Source organism: Buttiauxella izardii, from assembly GCF_003601925.1.
In the GTDB taxonomy this organism is placed as follows: domain Bacteria; phylum Pseudomonadota; class Gammaproteobacteria; order Enterobacterales; family Enterobacteriaceae; genus Buttiauxella; species Buttiauxella izardii.
Genome location: NZ_QZWH01000009.1, coordinates 99829 through 114858, shown reverse-complemented (window position 1 = coordinate 114858; position 15030 = coordinate 99829). Strand labels below are relative to the sequence as shown.

The window sequence follows — 15030 nt, the reverse complement described above, 5'->3', positions numbered from 1 at the left end:
CCACCATTTGCGCCGGAATAGCCGGATGACGCTGGCGCTTATCCGATCGACGAACTCGGTTTTACCCGTCTGGCGCGATCGCTTGCCACCCACTGAATAAAGTCGTCTTTTGCCAGGGCTTTGCTGAACAGCCAGCCCTGGCCGTACTGCACGCCTTGTTCGCGTAACCACGTCGCCTGGCGTGGCGTTTCAATACCTTCGGCGACCATCAAAATCCCTAACGCATTAGCCATTTCTATAATATGTGGCGTGACGTTTTTATATTCCAGCGCATCGACAAACGACTTGTCGATCTTAAGAATATCAACATCAAGATCTTGTAAATAACTCAGGCTTGAGTAGCCCGTGCCGAAATCATCAATGTAGATGGCGTGACCCGCTTTGCGATATTGCGCAATGATCGGCGCAGTAATTTTGGGGTCAGCAAAACCGCGCTCGGTAATTTCAAATGCGATTTGTCCCGGCTTGACGGAATAACGCGCAAGGTAAGGGTGAATAACCTCAAGAATATGCAAACTGTGTACATCGCTAACCCCCAAATTAACCGAAATATGGTGGTCAGGATGTTGATTTAGCCAGTCGCCCAGCTCGGTGAATATATGCTCAATCACCTGTTCGGTTAATTGCGTGACCAGCCCGGTTTGCTCTGCCAGCGGAATAAAGACATCCGGATTCAGCATTGAGCCATCGGCTTGTTGCCAGCGAATCAGGGCTTCTGCGCCCACGCTTTCACCACTTTGCAGGTGAACAATCGGCTGATACACCACGCTAATTTCATGGTTCTTAATGGCATCCATCAAGCGGTTACGTGGCGATAATAAACGGCGCAGAATACTGACCAGGAATGCTCCGGCAGCAAGGCTAATCACCAGACCAATCGGCAGCCAAATAAACAGTTGTTCATACCAGACCCGACTCATTGGCTCGCGCGACGCCCAGGCAATCATTGCCAAACCGAGTTCGTTATCCCGGCGGATAATATAAAAATCATCGTCGCTCTGAAATTCATCCACGCCCTGCGTAAGCGGTGTACGCCAATCATCAGGAACATAATGACTATTACTGGCAATCAGCTGGTTTTTGCCCAGACCTACCATCGCAATATTTAAGGTGTATTTGCCAAACGGCAGAATATCAATAAAAGACATGGGATCGATAAGCGCCAGATGAGGCGGTTTGCCGATATACACCATCTTCCGTTTAAAACCCGGTGTCGGCGGTGTGGTGTACCAGGCGCTATATCCATCGGGGCCAATACGATCCGGTTCGTCAATGGGTTTACTTTGATTGAATGCTTCCAGTGAGGTGCAGAGAATATGGTTATTCTCCTGGAACATCACCTCTTGCACGTAGCGATATTTAAGTGAGACGCGGTGCATGGCTTCTGCATGTGCACTTGAACACGTAAGGTCTTTAACCTGGTTGATTTCATCTATGGCAGCAACAGCCTGCTCGACGACTTTGCCAGTGCGAAACATGGCGTGATCGGCAAACTCGGCTAATTCCTCATGAAAAACAGCTTCAGCATTTCGATGAGCAAAATAGACGCTGAGCAAAATAGGCAACAGCACGGCCAGGATCAGCACACCACTTACCAGGCTTATCAACTTACGGGTTGTCATTCTTTTAGACCCAGTTAAGAGGTTCGTTTTTATAAGAGTTTTCCATAGACGAGGTTAGTCTATCTCACCTGGATATAGGATGTTATGTTTAAAATAGTCAACATGTGAAAGTGAGCCTCTGGTGAGTCAGTGATGAAGAAAAAAGAGTTTGTTATTCAGGATCTATTAAGCAAAATTTACCAGAACAGTGATAACCAGAGACGCAAATTACCGCCTGAACGCCAGCTTGCCCTGGAATACGATGTTTCGCGTTTTACTATCCGCAAAGCACTGGAGAAATTGGTCAGTATTGGCGTGGTCGAGATTATTCAGGGTTCCGGTATCTGGATTAATTCTCAGGCCCGGAATAACCCGCTGGTTTATAACTCCATCACCGAAAAGCGTTTTGACCAAATGGCCTTTCGCATGGTGAATCTGCATAAAAAATTACCCGGCCTCGAAGAACAGCAGGTATTTGGCCTGGGCGCTGATGAGTATATTTGGCAATTTTGCCGCCTGCGCTATGTGGATGATCAAAAAGTACAAATTGAAACATCACAGATGCCCGTGAAGGATTTTCCCGATTTGAATCAGAAGGTTATTGAAAAGTCCATTCAACAGTATGTACTCAGTAAAGGTTTCCGTATTTCACACTTATTAACCAGTTATCAAGCGGTCGCCATTAGCAAAGAACAAGCAGTATTGCTGGAGTGTAAAAAAGGCAGCCCGGCGATGCGTATCATCAACCGGGGCATTCTCGAAGGAGGACGCGTTTTCGAAATTAGCGATATCGTTGATATCAATTATTCCTGTACTTACGTCACTCCCTATAACCACGACAACTTAGCTTATCGGCAGGGGACTCAAGGCGTGTGAATCGCGCCATTCGGCAAACGGCTTTGCGTCCATTCGTGTGGGCGATATTCCACCGGGAATGATTCGGCTTTTTGCTGATCGAACCCGACTCCAATACCCGGTTTTTCCAGTGGATAAATATATCCTTGCTCCGCAACAGGTGCGCCTGGGAATACGGATTCAGTATTTGGCTTGTTCGGGATAAATTCCTGAATCGCCGCATTATGCAGATGAATATTTAAATGGGTATTCACGGCCACACCAATCGGCGTCATGTCTGACGGGCCGTGCCAGGCGAGGCGCACGCCAAATGCCTGGCAAAGAATCGCCAACTTCAGCGCAGGCGTAATCCCACCAATTTGTGAAACGTGGCAGCGGATGAAATCGATACGGCGATTCACAATCAAATCATGCCATTCAGCCGGATTATTGAATAACTCCCCCATGGCGAGCGGAACTGATGAATGTGCGCGCACTTGCTCAAGCCAGGCACTTTGCTGCGGTGGCAGAATATCTTCGATAAACCACGGCTGGTAAGGCTCCAGGGCTTTTGCCAGTTGCACAGCTTGCTGCGGGAACAAGCGCTCATGCACATCATGCAGAATATGAAATTGGTTGCCGTATTTCTCACGCAGCGCTTTAAACATCGCTACGGTGTTCGCCATGTATTCATCCTGGTCATAATATGCGCCCGGCGTCGGGGATTTTGTGGCGTGTAAACCCTGCGGTGTGCCGCCATAAAACCCGAGTTGGCAGCGGATGTAGCGATAACCTTGTGCCAGCAGTTTGTCGACTTCGAGGTACAACCCTTCCAGCGTTTCACTGGCGGCGTGGCTGTAAGCGGCAATCGCGTCTTTCGATTTACCACCAAATAGCTGATACAGCGGCATATTTGCCAACTGGCCTTTGATGTCCCACAGCGCCATATCGACACCGGCAATGGCGTTGTTGATCACCGGGCCGTTGCGCCAGTAAGCATTGACCGTCATCATTTGCCACAGGTCTTCGATGTTATTGGCATCACGCCCGATCAGCAGCGGTTTGAGGTATTCATCAACCATGGCTTTGACCGCAATCGGGCGCTGCTGGAAAGTGGCACAACCCAGCCCGGTAACGCCTTTGTTGGTCGTCACACGCACAGTCACCAGGTTATGGCGGTCGGGGCGGGTAATAAAGCATTCGATATTTTCAATAAGGGTTGGTAGCACGAGATGACTCCAGACGCGGTTTAATCACGGTCAATGACTTATCAGATTTAAGGTTTCTGTTTATTACTATCACCTTATTTTTGAGTGCCGGTAAATCATTTTTTTTGCTTATTTTTATTGGTCAGGAAAAGGTGCGTAGAGTGTGAAAAAACCATACCAATTTGCTTGAAGGTGGGTTTTTAACCCTTTTGTGGTGGCTAATTGTGACCGTGTTCAAAGTTTATTGGTTTGTTTTAGTGGTTGTGATTCCCTAACATCACTGGCATTCAGCACATAACAATAAGCAATTCTTTGGGAGTGACAAATGGGGACTCGTGATGCCATTAATAATATTATTCACCTGATTGGCGGTGCGGATAATATTAGTAAAGCCTGGCACTGTATGACGCGCTTGCGCTTCTCTCTGGTTGACGAAAATAAGATTGATCAGACGGCCATTAAAAAAATACCCGGCGTTTTAGGGGCGCAAATTCAAAGCGATCAATTTCAGATTATTATTGGCCCGCAGGTTAATACCTGGTACGAACAACTGACGAATGTGCTCGGTTCATCGCCAGAGCAAACCGCAGATGCGAGCCAGAAGAAAACACGCAAAAGCCTGGTGTCGATGTTTATGGATACCGTGTCTGGCGTGTTTGGCCCGATTGTTCCCGCCATCGCTGGCGCCGGGATGATCAAAGGCCTGCTCGCGGGGTTGATCGCGCTGAAAATGGTTTCAGCCAAAAGCGATACGGTGATCGTCATCGATTTGATTGCTAGTGGCGTGTTCTACTTTTTACCGTTCTTCCTTGCCATTTCTGCCGCTCGTATCTTTAAAACCAACGAGTATTTAGCCGCTGCGGTCGCCGCCTGCCTGATGTATCCGTCGCTGATTGAAGCGGCAAAATTGCTGGCGAGTCATTCCCCAAATGCGGTGGATGCGTTCTATTTTCTGAACGTGGTGCCGATTTCAGTCTTTAACTACGCATCAAGCGTGATCCCGGTTATTTTCTCGGTGCTGGCGCTGAGTTACATCCACCGTTGGGTGGATAAATTTATGCCGGACGTGCTGAAAACCGTGTTTACGCCGACGCTGACTTTGTTCCTTTCCGCACTGGTTGCGCTGGTGGTTATCGGGCCGCTGGGGATTTATCTGGGTAAAGCGCTGGCGTGGTTTATCGAAGGGCTGTTTGGTGTTTCGGCAAGTTTTGCCGGGCTGGTGGTTGGAGCGATTCGCCCGGTGGCGATTTTAACCGGTATGCACCACGCGATGACGCCGATTGCGCTACAAAACTTCACCGACCGTGGCTATGACATGCTGATGCCAATGATGTTTATGGCGAATATGGCGATTGCCGGTGCAACGTTTGCCATCTGGAAGCAAAGCAAATCTCGTGAAGAACGGGCGGTGGTGTTGCCTGCGGCGATTTCCGCTCTGCTGGGAATTACCGAACCGGCATTATTTGGCGTGCTGACTCGCTATAAGAAAGCGTTTATTGCCGCCACGGTGGCAAGCTCTATCGCTTCGGCGTTTATCGCCTTCTTCGGCGTGCGTTTGTATGGCTATATTTTATCGAGCATTTTCAGCCTGCCCGCGTACATTGGCCCGTATTTTGTGTTTGCGTTAATGGGCGTGGCGCTGGCTTTGGTTTTGTCATTTACGCTGACGACTTTGCTGGTGCGTGAGAAAGCCTGAAAAACTGGCGGATGACGCTTGCGCTTATCCGCCCTACGAAAGATTACGGGTGTTGTGGTGTAACGGATGTGGTAGGTCGGATAAGCGTCAGCGTCATCCGACACTTTAACGTCGGTGTGCGAGTCTGCGCACCAGACGATCACCCACACTTTGTACCAACTGCACCATCGCCACCAAAATCACCACCGTTCCGACCATCACCTGGTCGTCAAAACGCTGATAACCATAGCGAATCGCCAGATCCCCCAGACCGCCGCCGCCAATCACCCCCGCCATCGAAGAAAAGCCAATCAGCATCACCACGGTGAGGGTAATCCCGGCCAGCAGCGCGGGCAGCGCTTCGGGCAATAACACTTTGCCGATGATATGCCACACATTGCCGCCCATGGATAAAATGGCTTCGATGCGCCCTTTATCGACTTCATCCAACGCGTTTTCGACCACCCGCGCAAAGAACGGGAATGCGCCAATCGTAATCGGAACCACCGCCGCAGTGCTACCTAACGTGGTGCCGACGATTAACCGCGTGAAGGGGATCAGCGCAATCAACAACACAATAAAGGGCAGCGAACGCCCGACGTTCACTACGCTGCCGATAATCTGATTTAGTTTTGGGGCTGGCAGCACGCCATCGCGGCGGGTGAGGAACAGTAATACGCCTAACGGCAAACCGATAATCACCGTAAACAGCGCCGCAAGACTCACCATGTAAAGCGTGTCCAGCGTGCCGTCGAGCAGTAACGGCCACAAATCTTCCCAGGCTAGGCGACTTCGCATAACACTCTCCCTGAAACGCCGATGCGGCGTAAAAATGCTTTTTCTGCCGCATCGCCAGGTAACAATGCCTGGCGCAGGCGGGAATAGGGGGCGACTAACAATTCAGACAGCGAACCGCTTTCGATGAGTTTGCCGTGCTCAAGTAATGCCGCGTGGTCGCAAATGGCTTTCACCACTTCCAGTTGATGAGTAATCAGCACGATGGTGACGCCGAGTTTACGGTTGATGTCCATCAGCAGCGCCAGCACAGAGGCGGTGGTTTCGCTGTCTAACGCGCTGGTGGCTTCATCGCAAAGTAATACGTCAGGATGAGCGGCGAGGGCGCGGGCAATGCCCACGCGCTGTTTTTGCCCCCCGGAAAGTTGTGAAGGGAAGGCGTGTGCTTTATCGCTCAGGCCGACTAATTCGAGCAGCTCATGAACACGCTGTTGGCGCAGTTCACGTGGCTGCCCGGCGATTTCCAGCGGCACCGCAATGTTGTCTGCCACGTTGCGCGCATGAATCAAATTGAAATGCTGAAATACCATGCCGGTGCGCTGGCGATGAGCGCGCAACTGGCGATTATTCAGCGTGGTGATGTCCACGCCGTGCATCAGAATGCGGCCCGACGTGGGCCGCTCCAGTAGATTGAGACAGCGAATCAAGGTACTTTTCCCGGCGCCACTGCGCCCGAGAATGCCGTAGATTGCGCCTTCTGGCACAGTCAGTGAGACGTCATCCAGTGCCGGTTGGCCTCCTCCGGCATACACTTTGCTCAGCCGCTCAAGGGTAATCATGATTGAGGCGCGGCAACCGGGATCACAGAACCGTTGAACTGCTTGCGAATAAAATCGGCCACCTGTGGCGATTGCAGATCTTTCGCCAGCTCTTTAATGCGCGGATCGTTGGCTAAATCCGGGTTCGTCACCAGAATATTGGCATACGGATTATGCGTCGCACTTTCCAGCCCCAACGCATCTTTTGACGGCGTTAAACCGGCTTCCAGCGCATAGTTGCCGTTGATCACTGCCAAATCCACATCATCAAGCGAGCGCGGCAATTGCGGTGCTTCGATTTCAACAATCTTCAGATGTTTCGGGTTGCTGGCGATATCACGCGGCGTGGCCTGGTTTTGCGCCGCATCTTTAAATTCTGACTTCAGCGTAATCAGCCCTTTGTCCTGCAATAAATACAGCGCACGGCTCAGGTTGGTGACGTTGTTCGGCAGCGCGATAGTGGCGTTATCGGGTACCGATTTCAGGTCTTTGTATTTGTGCGAGTAAATTCCCAGCGGCTCGATATGAACGGTGGCGGCAACGGTGAATTTTTTACCGAGCGCTTTTTCCTGTTCGCGCAAATACGGCACATGCTGGAAGTAGTTGGCGTCGACATCGCCGTTCGCCAGCAATTCATTGGCATTCACGCCGTTACTCAGTTCAACCACTTTGAGCTTTAAATTGGGATCGAGTTTTTGTACGAACGCCAGGATTTCTGCGTGCGGCACCGCATCGGCGGCAATGCGTAAGGTGTCGGCGGCGTGAGCGCTGAAAGCCAGAGTCAAAGACAGCGCGATCCCTGCCAGTTTAAAAGAGGCATTTTTCATGGTGTTTTCCTTTAATGTTTAAGCGATGAGTTCAGTGCTGTTACGCAAGACATCCGGGTAATAACGTTCCGCCACGTCAGGGTGCGAGCGCAGGCGGCCTTTTAAATAGTTCCAGCCAACATCGCGCAGCAAGGGGTTTTGCGGGTCACTTTCCGGCCCTAAAGCCTGTTGTGCGAGTTCGGGCGGCAGGGCATAAACCGGCACCACGGCGTCGAGCTGTGCGCCGAGGAAAAAGGCAATCGACTGGCGCTGCTGCCCGACTGGCGGCGAAATCACGCGGTGAACGGTGGCGCGTAAATAGCCATTGGTCGCAAGCTCCAGCAACTCACCAATATTCACCACAAAACTACCGGGCAGCGGCGCGGCATCGACCCAGTTATCCGGCGAGACTTCGACCTGCAAACCTTGCTGCTGGTCTTGCAGCAAAAAGCTCAGGAAGCCGGAGTCTTTATGCGCCCCGACGCCCTGATTGCTATCCGTTGCGGACTTTCCTGGATAGCGAATCAGCTTGATGTGCTCGTTGGGTTTATTGCCGTACAGGTTATCGAAGCTGTCAGCCGGTAATTCCAGCGCTTGTGCAAAGGTGCGCAGCAGTTTGAGCGCGACCGCAGTCATCTCGCGTTGGAACTGTAAAAGGGTCGGTTTTAGCGTCGGTTGCGCTTCAGGCCACAGGTTGGGCCCTTGTAGCCGCAGCCAGCCGGGCCGGGATTCATCAACGGAAAGTGCCGGGCGTTCAGCACCAATATCGAACTGTTCACGCCAGTCAGGTTTGCCGCGCGTTAATTCGCTGGCAGCGCGGTTGTAACCGCGAAAATGAGGAGAGTGGATCATTGCCACTTTCTGTTTTTCAGCTTCTGGTAAAGCGAAAAACTGTTGTGCTTCATCCTGAACCGCTTGTTGCAGTTCCGGGTTGATACCATGGTTTATGAGATAGAAGAAACCAATGTCACGAGCTGCGAGGCGCAATTGTTCGAGAAATGCAGCGCGGTCGGTTGCTGTGCCCTCAAGGGCTAAGAGATCGAGTATTGGCAATGCCTTGATCGTTGTTTTGCTCATTCTGGACTCCGCATATTTCAGATTTTTTCTTGCTAGGTTCTGATTTTTTCGCCCGACAATTTGTTTCACAACAACAGCGCTGATTCATGATTTATCCCTTCTGGATTGATGTGATGTGCATGGAATTACATTGCCCCAGGCACGCCGAGCCTCCCAATATTGTTATCTTCTAAGTTATTGCCGTGCGGGGTTCTAAGCTTTTGCGGGATTTAGCTATGGCGGGTTTTGCAGACAAACTGGCTTGCGTTTTAGTCGCTCATCTTTTATCTTATTGTTATGTTATAAAGTAACAATAAAAAGGTGTAAACATGAAGGTTTTAAATTCGTTACGCAGTGCTAAGCAGCGCCATCCGGATTGCCAGATAGTGAAGCGCAAAGGGCGGTTGTATGTGATTTGCAAAAGTAATCCGCGTTTTAAAGCGGTGCAGGGCGGGAAAAAGCGGCGTTAAAACAAGGGGCATTGGCCCCTTATTTTGCTCATTTGGAAGGTCAGGTGCGGGCGAGCGAGAAGATATCGTAGAAAGAGAGTTCGCCTTTGGTGGTCACCATTTTATGCAGCAGCGATTTTTTCTGTTCGTCAACGCCAGGGGATTGCAGGATTTTATCAATCAAAGTTGGCGGCACGTTGCGCGTGTTGTACCACTCGCCGTTGTAGCAAACGCGTAAGTCCAGCACATCAATATCGTCGTAACGATAGCGCGGATTGACATCAAAAAAGAAAAAGCCGTTGAGCAGCGCAAATAACACGACCAGCAACCAGACTGAACCGGCGAGCGTGTCCGACTCCAGCATCACCCAAAGTGTGGCAAACCAGCCAATCCACATGCCGATAAACAAACCCGGATGTTTGCGAATAAAGCTGATGCTAAAACGCGGGCGATTATCGCGTTTTTCATCGGCATTGAGTTGCTCAATGGTGTCGGTGAGCAGGCGCTGAATTTCAGTCATGATGGGCCTTTTGAACAGAAACGCTACAGGCAGGGAACTGTTATTTTAAGAATCCCTTGCGGGGCGTAAAAGTAACAGTTCTGCCAAAAAAAAGCATAACAGTTAGTCGACCATTTTAATCAGGCGCGCTGGGTTCCCGGCCACGACTGAGTTTGCTGGAATATCTTTTGTGACGACTGAGCCTGCGCCAATCACCACGTTATCACCGATGGTGACGCCGGGATTTATCACCGCACGCCCGCCAATCCACACATTGTGCCCAATCGTAACGGGTTTCCCGAATTCCACACCGCTGTTGCGGGTTTCGGCATCCAGCGGGTGCGTGGCGGTATAAATATGAACGCCTGGGGCCAGCATGCAATTGTCGCCAATATAAACCGGGCAAACGTCGAGGATCACACAGTCGAAATTAGCGTAGAAGTTTTTGCCGAGGAAAATATTGTAGCCATAATCGCATCGAAACGAGGGTTCAATATATGCATCCAGGCTTTGACCAAGCAGTTGGCCCAGCAATTCGGCACGAACAGCCTGTTCATCAGGAGCGGTATGATTAAAGCGGTGAATCAAGTGACGAGCGTTAACACGATCGGCACGAAGTTGCGTGTCAGCAGGGCGATAGAGTTCGCCTGCTATCATTTTCTTTTTTTCTTCACTCACGGCGATGCCTTTAATAGATAATCGGGACAGCGGTTAACGTAAGCGATTAGTTTGTAATTAATGTGAGCGCTCTTTCATTTTGTGATTGTAATCACACAGTTAATTCTGAGTTTTAACAATCAAAGATGAAGGAAAGCTGTAGACGCATTGCTCCAGCAGGCCGATGGTGTAACAGCATGTCAATCTAAATGCCAAAAACGTAATAATAATTCAGAAGTATTAACGAATAAATGACCATACAGAGGGTGGTATTTTATCGTAAAGCTTATTCATGGTCAGTTCCGCAAGACGGTGGTCCGCAGCTGAATAAAATACAGCCAATTCATTATCTGATAATTCGTATTTATTCTTTTCAATCACACGTTCTAATGTATCAATTGTTTGGCAGCGTCGCAGGCGCATCAAATAATCGGTCTTTGTTAATGGTTTTGTAGTCATGAAATCACCTTATACATCTTGTAATAGTTTAAAAGGATAGGCTTACAGGGTTAGCGCGGCTCTCTGTAACAAAACATCGGAATAATCGGCTTCCGGACTTTCTCCATTTCTGGAGGTCCTGGGCATTGATGCCGTAGTTACTGAACAGCATAAATGTATCGTCCAAATATTCATCAATTTGTTCAATCAATTTACTCTCATCATCGTACTTAATTTTGTAATTAAGTGCGAAAGCAGCAATGTGCTCAATCAATTCATTTAACTGCAAGTTAATGGCCGACGTAGGATCATTAACCCAACCATGATTACTCTCGCCAAGGTTGGTAAGGCAGTCATGATACATGTTTTCGCAGAGAAATTTAAGCTGCGCGATATCATGCCTTTTTGGTGAGTATTCGTCCATAATGCAGCCCCTTTTATCGAAGAAAATTTGATAAACATAACGCGTTGGGGTGGACACACCTGGATGAGGTGGGGATCAATTACAACGATTATTCCATATGCTTTTACTATAAATCAATCCGTAGCAGATTTCCTTTCGGTATTACGAAAAATTACATTTGTTGTAAAGCTGTTTACGCTAACGCAATGTTTATTAAGAGTTTCACGATTTTTAAAAGCTTTTTCCTATAAATTAACCAAAATGGCTACTCCAGGAAATAGTTTATTTTCAAGAGGTTAATTTTATGTTGCCCGATAGCCAATTGATGCGGTGCAAATAAATAAGATGATTAGGACTTATCCTAATAAATAAGTATGAATCAGTTTTGGGTGTTTAGCCGGGAATTTAAGAAATATCTTGGTACACATTCAGGATTAGTTGCGGTTATATCGCAACATTTTGAAACCCATCGTATAAAAAATCGACATCGCTGATTTATTAATTAATATGACAAATCTGACTTCGCATATACCCGTTAGCATTCGAGTTGCAGGTAGGCGGCCAGGGAACTTATCCCGATGAGCTTACTTAAGTAAGTGATTCGGGTAAGTGAGTGCAGCCAACACCCCTGCAGCTTGAAGGATGATGGGTATAAATAAAAAGGGCCGCTTGCGCGGCCCTTTAGATGCTTAACTCACTTACTTGTGATGTTCTACTGCGTGGGTGTGTTCTACATCTTCAGACTTACGGCTGAAGCGGCGGCGTACCACCACGAAGAACACTGGTACGAAGAAGATAGCCAGAACAGTTGCTGTCACCATCCCGCCCATTACACCCGTACCTACTGCGTTCTGTGCACCTGAACCTGCACCAGAGCTGATTACCAGTGGCATTACACCAAGGATAAACGCCAGTGATGTCATCAGAATCGGACGCAGACGCATACGAACCGCTTCGAGTGTCGCTTCAATCAGGCCTTTGCCTTCTTTTTCCATCAGGTCTTTGGCGAATTCCACGATAAGTATCGCGTTCTTCGCCGACAAGCCAATGGTTGTCAGCAGGCCTACTTGGAAGTACACGTCGTTAGTCAGACCACGGAAGGTGGCGGCAAGTAACGCACCGACAACACCGAGTGGAACAACCAGCATAACCGAGAATGGAATCGACCAGCTCTCGTACAATGCAGCCAGACACAGGAATACCACAATCAAGGAAATCGCATACAGGGCAGGGGCCTGGTTACCAGACAAACGCTCCTGATATGACATACCCGTCCAGTCGTAACCGATACCGGTTGGCAGTTTGCTCGCCAACTCTTGCATCAGATCCATTGCTTCACCGGTACTTTTACCCGGTGCGGCCTGGCCTAGGATTTCCATGGAAGGTAAGCCGTTGTAACGTTCCAGACGTGGTGAACCATATTCCCAGTGCGCGGTTGAGAACGCGGAGAATGGCACCATCTGGCCGGTCGAACCACGGACATACCAGGTGTTGATATCGCTTGGCAGCATACGGAATGGCGCATCCGCCATCAGGTAAACTTTCTTCACACGACCACGGTCGATGAAGTCGTTCACGTAGCTACCACCCCATGCTGCACCCAGCGTTGTGTTGATATCACTGATAGAAACGCCCAATGCCTGCGCTTTTTCCTGGTCGATATCGACTTTAAACTGCGGCGTATCTTCCAGACCGTTTGGACGCACGCCCACTAACAGGTCAGGATGTTTTGCCACTTCGCCAAACAACTGGTTACGCGCCTGAGTCAGTTTTTCGTGCCCAAGGTTTGCCTGGTCAATCAACTGGAAGTCGAAGCCCGTTGCAGTACCCAGTTCTACGATAGCTGGCAGGTTAAATGCGAACACGATGGCATCTTTGATTTTCGAGAATTCGGCGCTTGCGCGACCAGCAATGGCTGGAACCTTATTCTCTTCACCCGGACGCTCATCCCAGTCTTTCAACGATACGAATGCCAGACCGGTGTTCTGCCCTTGTCCAGAGAAGCCAAAGCCGTTAACGGTAAACACCGAGTTAACGTTGTCTTTCTCTTTTTCGAGGTAGTACTTGCTCACATCATCAAGAACGGCTTGTGTACGTTCTTGCGTTGCACCCGCAGGCAACTGCGCCATGGTCAGGAACACGCCCTGGTCTTCATCTGGCAAGAAGGAACTTGGCAGACGAATAAACAGGAAGGCCATGCCAACCACAATCAGCAGATACAACACCAGGTAACGACCGGTGCTACGCAAGATGTTACCGACGCTGTCGGTATAATGATGCGTGCTCTTGTCGAACATGTTGTTAAACCAGCCGAAGAAGCCTTTCTTCTCGTGGTGTTCGCCTTTCGCAATCGGCTTAAGCAAGGTGGCGCAAAGTGCGGGTGTCAGAATCATTGCCACCAGTACAGAAAGCACCATTGCCGATACGATGGTAATAGAGAACTGACGATAGATTGCCCCTGTGGAACCGCCGAAGAACGCCATCGGTATAAATACCGCTGACAGAACCATCGCGATGCCCACCAGAGCGCCCTGAATCTGTTCCATTGATTTACGTGTGGCTTCTTTCGGTGGCAATCCTTCTTCCACCATCACACGCTCAACGTTTTCTACTACGACGATGGCGTCATCCACCAACAGGCCTATCGCAAGCACCATCCCGAACATCGTTAGGGTGTTTATCGAATAGCCAAATATCGCAAGGATAGCGAACGTCCCCAGCAGTACCACCGGTACGGCAATCGTTGGAATCAGTGTGGCGCGGAAGTTCTGCAAGAACAGATACATTACCAGGAACACCAGCACGATGGCTTCAACGAGGGTTTTTACTACCTCTTTGATGGAGATTTTAACGAACGGCGTGGTGTCGTATGGATAAACGACTTTCAAACCTGCCGGGAAGAACGGTTGCAGTTTTTCCACGGTGGCACGTACCGCATTGGCGGTATCCAGGGCGTTAGCACCGGTTGCCAGTTTGATACCTAAACCAGACGCAGGCTGGCCGTTGAATCGTGCGACAACGTTATAGTTCTCGCCGCCCAACTCAACTTTTGCCACATCTTTAAGCAGAACACGTGAGCCATCTTGATTCACTTTCAGCAAAATTTTGCTGAACTCATCGGCAGATTTCAAACGAGTCTGAGCAATGATAGAGGCGTTAAGCTGCTGGCCTTTAACCGGTGGAGTACCGCCTAACTGACCTGCTGCTACCTGGGCGTTCTGAGATTTGATAGCGTTAATAATATCTACCGGCGTGAGCTGGTAGTTGTTCAGTTTGTTCGGGTCCATCCAGATACGCATGGCGTACTGAGCACCAAACAGCTGAACGTCACCCACACCACGCGTACGGCTGATTGGGTCTTTAATGGTTGCGCCGACGTAGTCCGAAATATCTTCCTGCGTCATGGAACCGTCGGTATTGATCATACCGAGAACCATCAGGAAGCTACTGGAGGACTTCTCAACGCTAACACCTTGCTGCTGTACTTCTTGTGGCAGCAGCGGCATTGCCAGTTGCAATTTGTTCTGCACCTGAACCTGTGCGATATCGGCATCAGTGCCGGAATCGAAGGTAATGGTGATGGTGACAGAACCCGAGGAGTCACTGGAAGAGGACATGTACAGCAGGTTATCGATACCGTTCATGTTCTGTTCGATAACCTGTGTCACGGTATCCTGTACCGTCTTCGCATCAGCACCTGGATAGTTTGCAGAGATAGAAATCGCCGGTGGCGCAATGGTTGGATATTGCGCGATAGGCAATTTCATGATCGCAAGCCCACCCGCCAACATAATAATGATGGCGATTACCCAGGCGAAAATAGGGCGATCGATAAAAAACTTAGCCATGTC

At 49.5% G+C, this 15030-nt stretch carries 14 protein-coding genes; 3 read left to right on the top strand and 11 right to left on the bottom strand.

Annotation, left to right across the window (positions count from 1 at the left end):
* Positions 1 to 38 precede the first annotated feature (38 nt).
* Complete coding sequence (locus D6029_RS06545; RefSeq protein WP_120063981.1) at positions 39 to 1622, bottom strand: EAL domain-containing protein; 1584 nt, start codon at positions 1620 to 1622, stop codon at positions 39 to 41.
* 132 nt (positions 1623 to 1754) lie between these two features.
* Between D6029_RS06545 and D6029_RS06540 the strand changes: the two genes are divergently transcribed.
* A complete protein-coding gene (locus D6029_RS06540) occupies positions 1755 to 2477 on the top strand; it encodes a GntR family transcriptional regulator (protein WP_120063980.1) in 723 nt (240 codons plus the stop codon).
* Here the strand turns inward: D6029_RS06540 and D6029_RS06535 are convergent.
* Positions 2465 to 3664, bottom strand: coding sequence for an enolase C-terminal domain-like protein (locus tag D6029_RS06535; protein ID WP_120063979.1), 1200 nt, complete (start codon positions 3662 to 3664; stop codon positions 2465 to 2467). The genes D6029_RS06540 and D6029_RS06535 overlap by 13 nt on opposite strands.
* A 304-nt stretch (positions 3665 to 3968) precedes the next feature.
* Here D6029_RS06535 and D6029_RS06530 point away from each other — a divergent pair, with 304 nt between their 5' ends.
* Positions 3969 to 5339 (top strand): PTS transporter subunit EIIC, encoded by a 1371-nt coding sequence (locus D6029_RS06530; RefSeq protein ID WP_120063978.1) that lies wholly within the window; start codon positions 3969 to 3971, stop codon positions 5337 to 5339.
* Positions 5340 to 5444: 105 nt separating this feature from the next.
* Here D6029_RS06530 and D6029_RS06525 read toward each other — a convergent pair whose 3' ends face one another.
* Genes D6029_RS06525 through D6029_RS06510 form a run of 4 tightly spaced genes read right to left on the bottom strand, consistent with a single transcriptional unit; the run spans position 5445 to position 8754 of the window.
* Complete coding sequence (locus D6029_RS06525; protein WP_120063977.1) at positions 5445 to 6116, bottom strand: methionine ABC transporter permease; 672 nt, start codon at positions 6114 to 6116, stop codon at positions 5445 to 5447.
* A complete protein-coding gene (locus D6029_RS06520) occupies positions 6101 to 6892 on the bottom strand; it encodes a methionine ABC transporter ATP-binding protein (RefSeq protein ID WP_120063976.1) in 792 nt (263 codons plus the stop codon). The genes D6029_RS06525 and D6029_RS06520 overlap by 16 nt, the downstream gene beginning before the upstream one ends.
* On the bottom strand, positions 6889 to 7698 hold the full coding sequence (locus D6029_RS06515) for a MetQ/NlpA family ABC transporter substrate-binding protein (protein WP_120063975.1): 810 nt from the start codon (positions 7696 to 7698) through the stop codon (positions 6889 to 6891). Before D6029_RS06515 ends, D6029_RS06520 begins: the two co-directional genes overlap by 4 nt.
* An 18-nt stretch (positions 7699 to 7716) precedes the next feature.
* Entirely contained in the window at positions 7717 to 8754 is a 1038-nt protein-coding gene (locus D6029_RS06510) for an isopenicillin N synthase family dioxygenase (RefSeq protein WP_120063974.1), read from the bottom strand.
* Positions 8755 to 9062: 308 nt separating this feature from the next.
* Between D6029_RS06510 and ykgO the strand changes: the two genes are divergently transcribed.
* Positions 9063 to 9203, top strand: a complete 141-nt coding sequence (gene ykgO, locus D6029_RS06505; RefSeq protein WP_120063973.1) for a type B 50S ribosomal protein L36 — start codon at positions 9063 to 9065, stop codon at positions 9201 to 9203.
* Between the two features lie 40 nt (positions 9204 to 9243).
* Here ykgO and D6029_RS06500 read toward each other — a convergent pair whose 3' ends face one another.
* From D6029_RS06500 to acrB, 5 genes are all read right to left on the bottom strand, one after another.
* Entirely contained in the window at positions 9244 to 9702 is a 459-nt protein-coding gene (locus D6029_RS06500) for a YlaC family protein (RefSeq protein ID WP_120063972.1), read from the bottom strand.
* A 102-nt stretch (positions 9703 to 9804) separates the two neighbouring features.
* A complete protein-coding gene (gene maa / locus D6029_RS06495; protein WP_120063971.1) occupies positions 9805 to 10359 on the bottom strand; it encodes a maltose O-acetyltransferase in 555 nt (184 codons plus the stop codon).
* Between the two features lie 219 nt (positions 10360 to 10578).
* Positions 10579 to 10797: an HHA domain-containing protein gene (locus D6029_RS06490; protein WP_034493744.1), complete on the bottom strand. Its 219-nt coding sequence runs from the start codon at positions 10795 to 10797 to the stop codon at positions 10579 to 10581.
* Between the two features lie 28 nt (positions 10798 to 10825).
* Positions 10826 to 11200 carry an Hha toxicity modulator TomB gene (gene tomB / locus D6029_RS06485; protein WP_120063970.1) on the bottom strand — a complete coding sequence of 125 codons (375 nt, stop codon included), beginning with the start codon at positions 11198 to 11200 and terminating at the stop codon, positions 10826 to 10828.
* A gap of 677 nt (positions 11201 to 11877) precedes the next feature.
* Positions 11878 to 15027: a multidrug efflux RND transporter permease subunit AcrB gene (gene acrB, locus D6029_RS06480; protein ID WP_120063969.1), complete on the bottom strand. Its 3150-nt coding sequence runs from the start codon at positions 15025 to 15027 to the stop codon at positions 11878 to 11880.
* Positions 15028 to 15030: the final 3 nt, after the last annotated feature.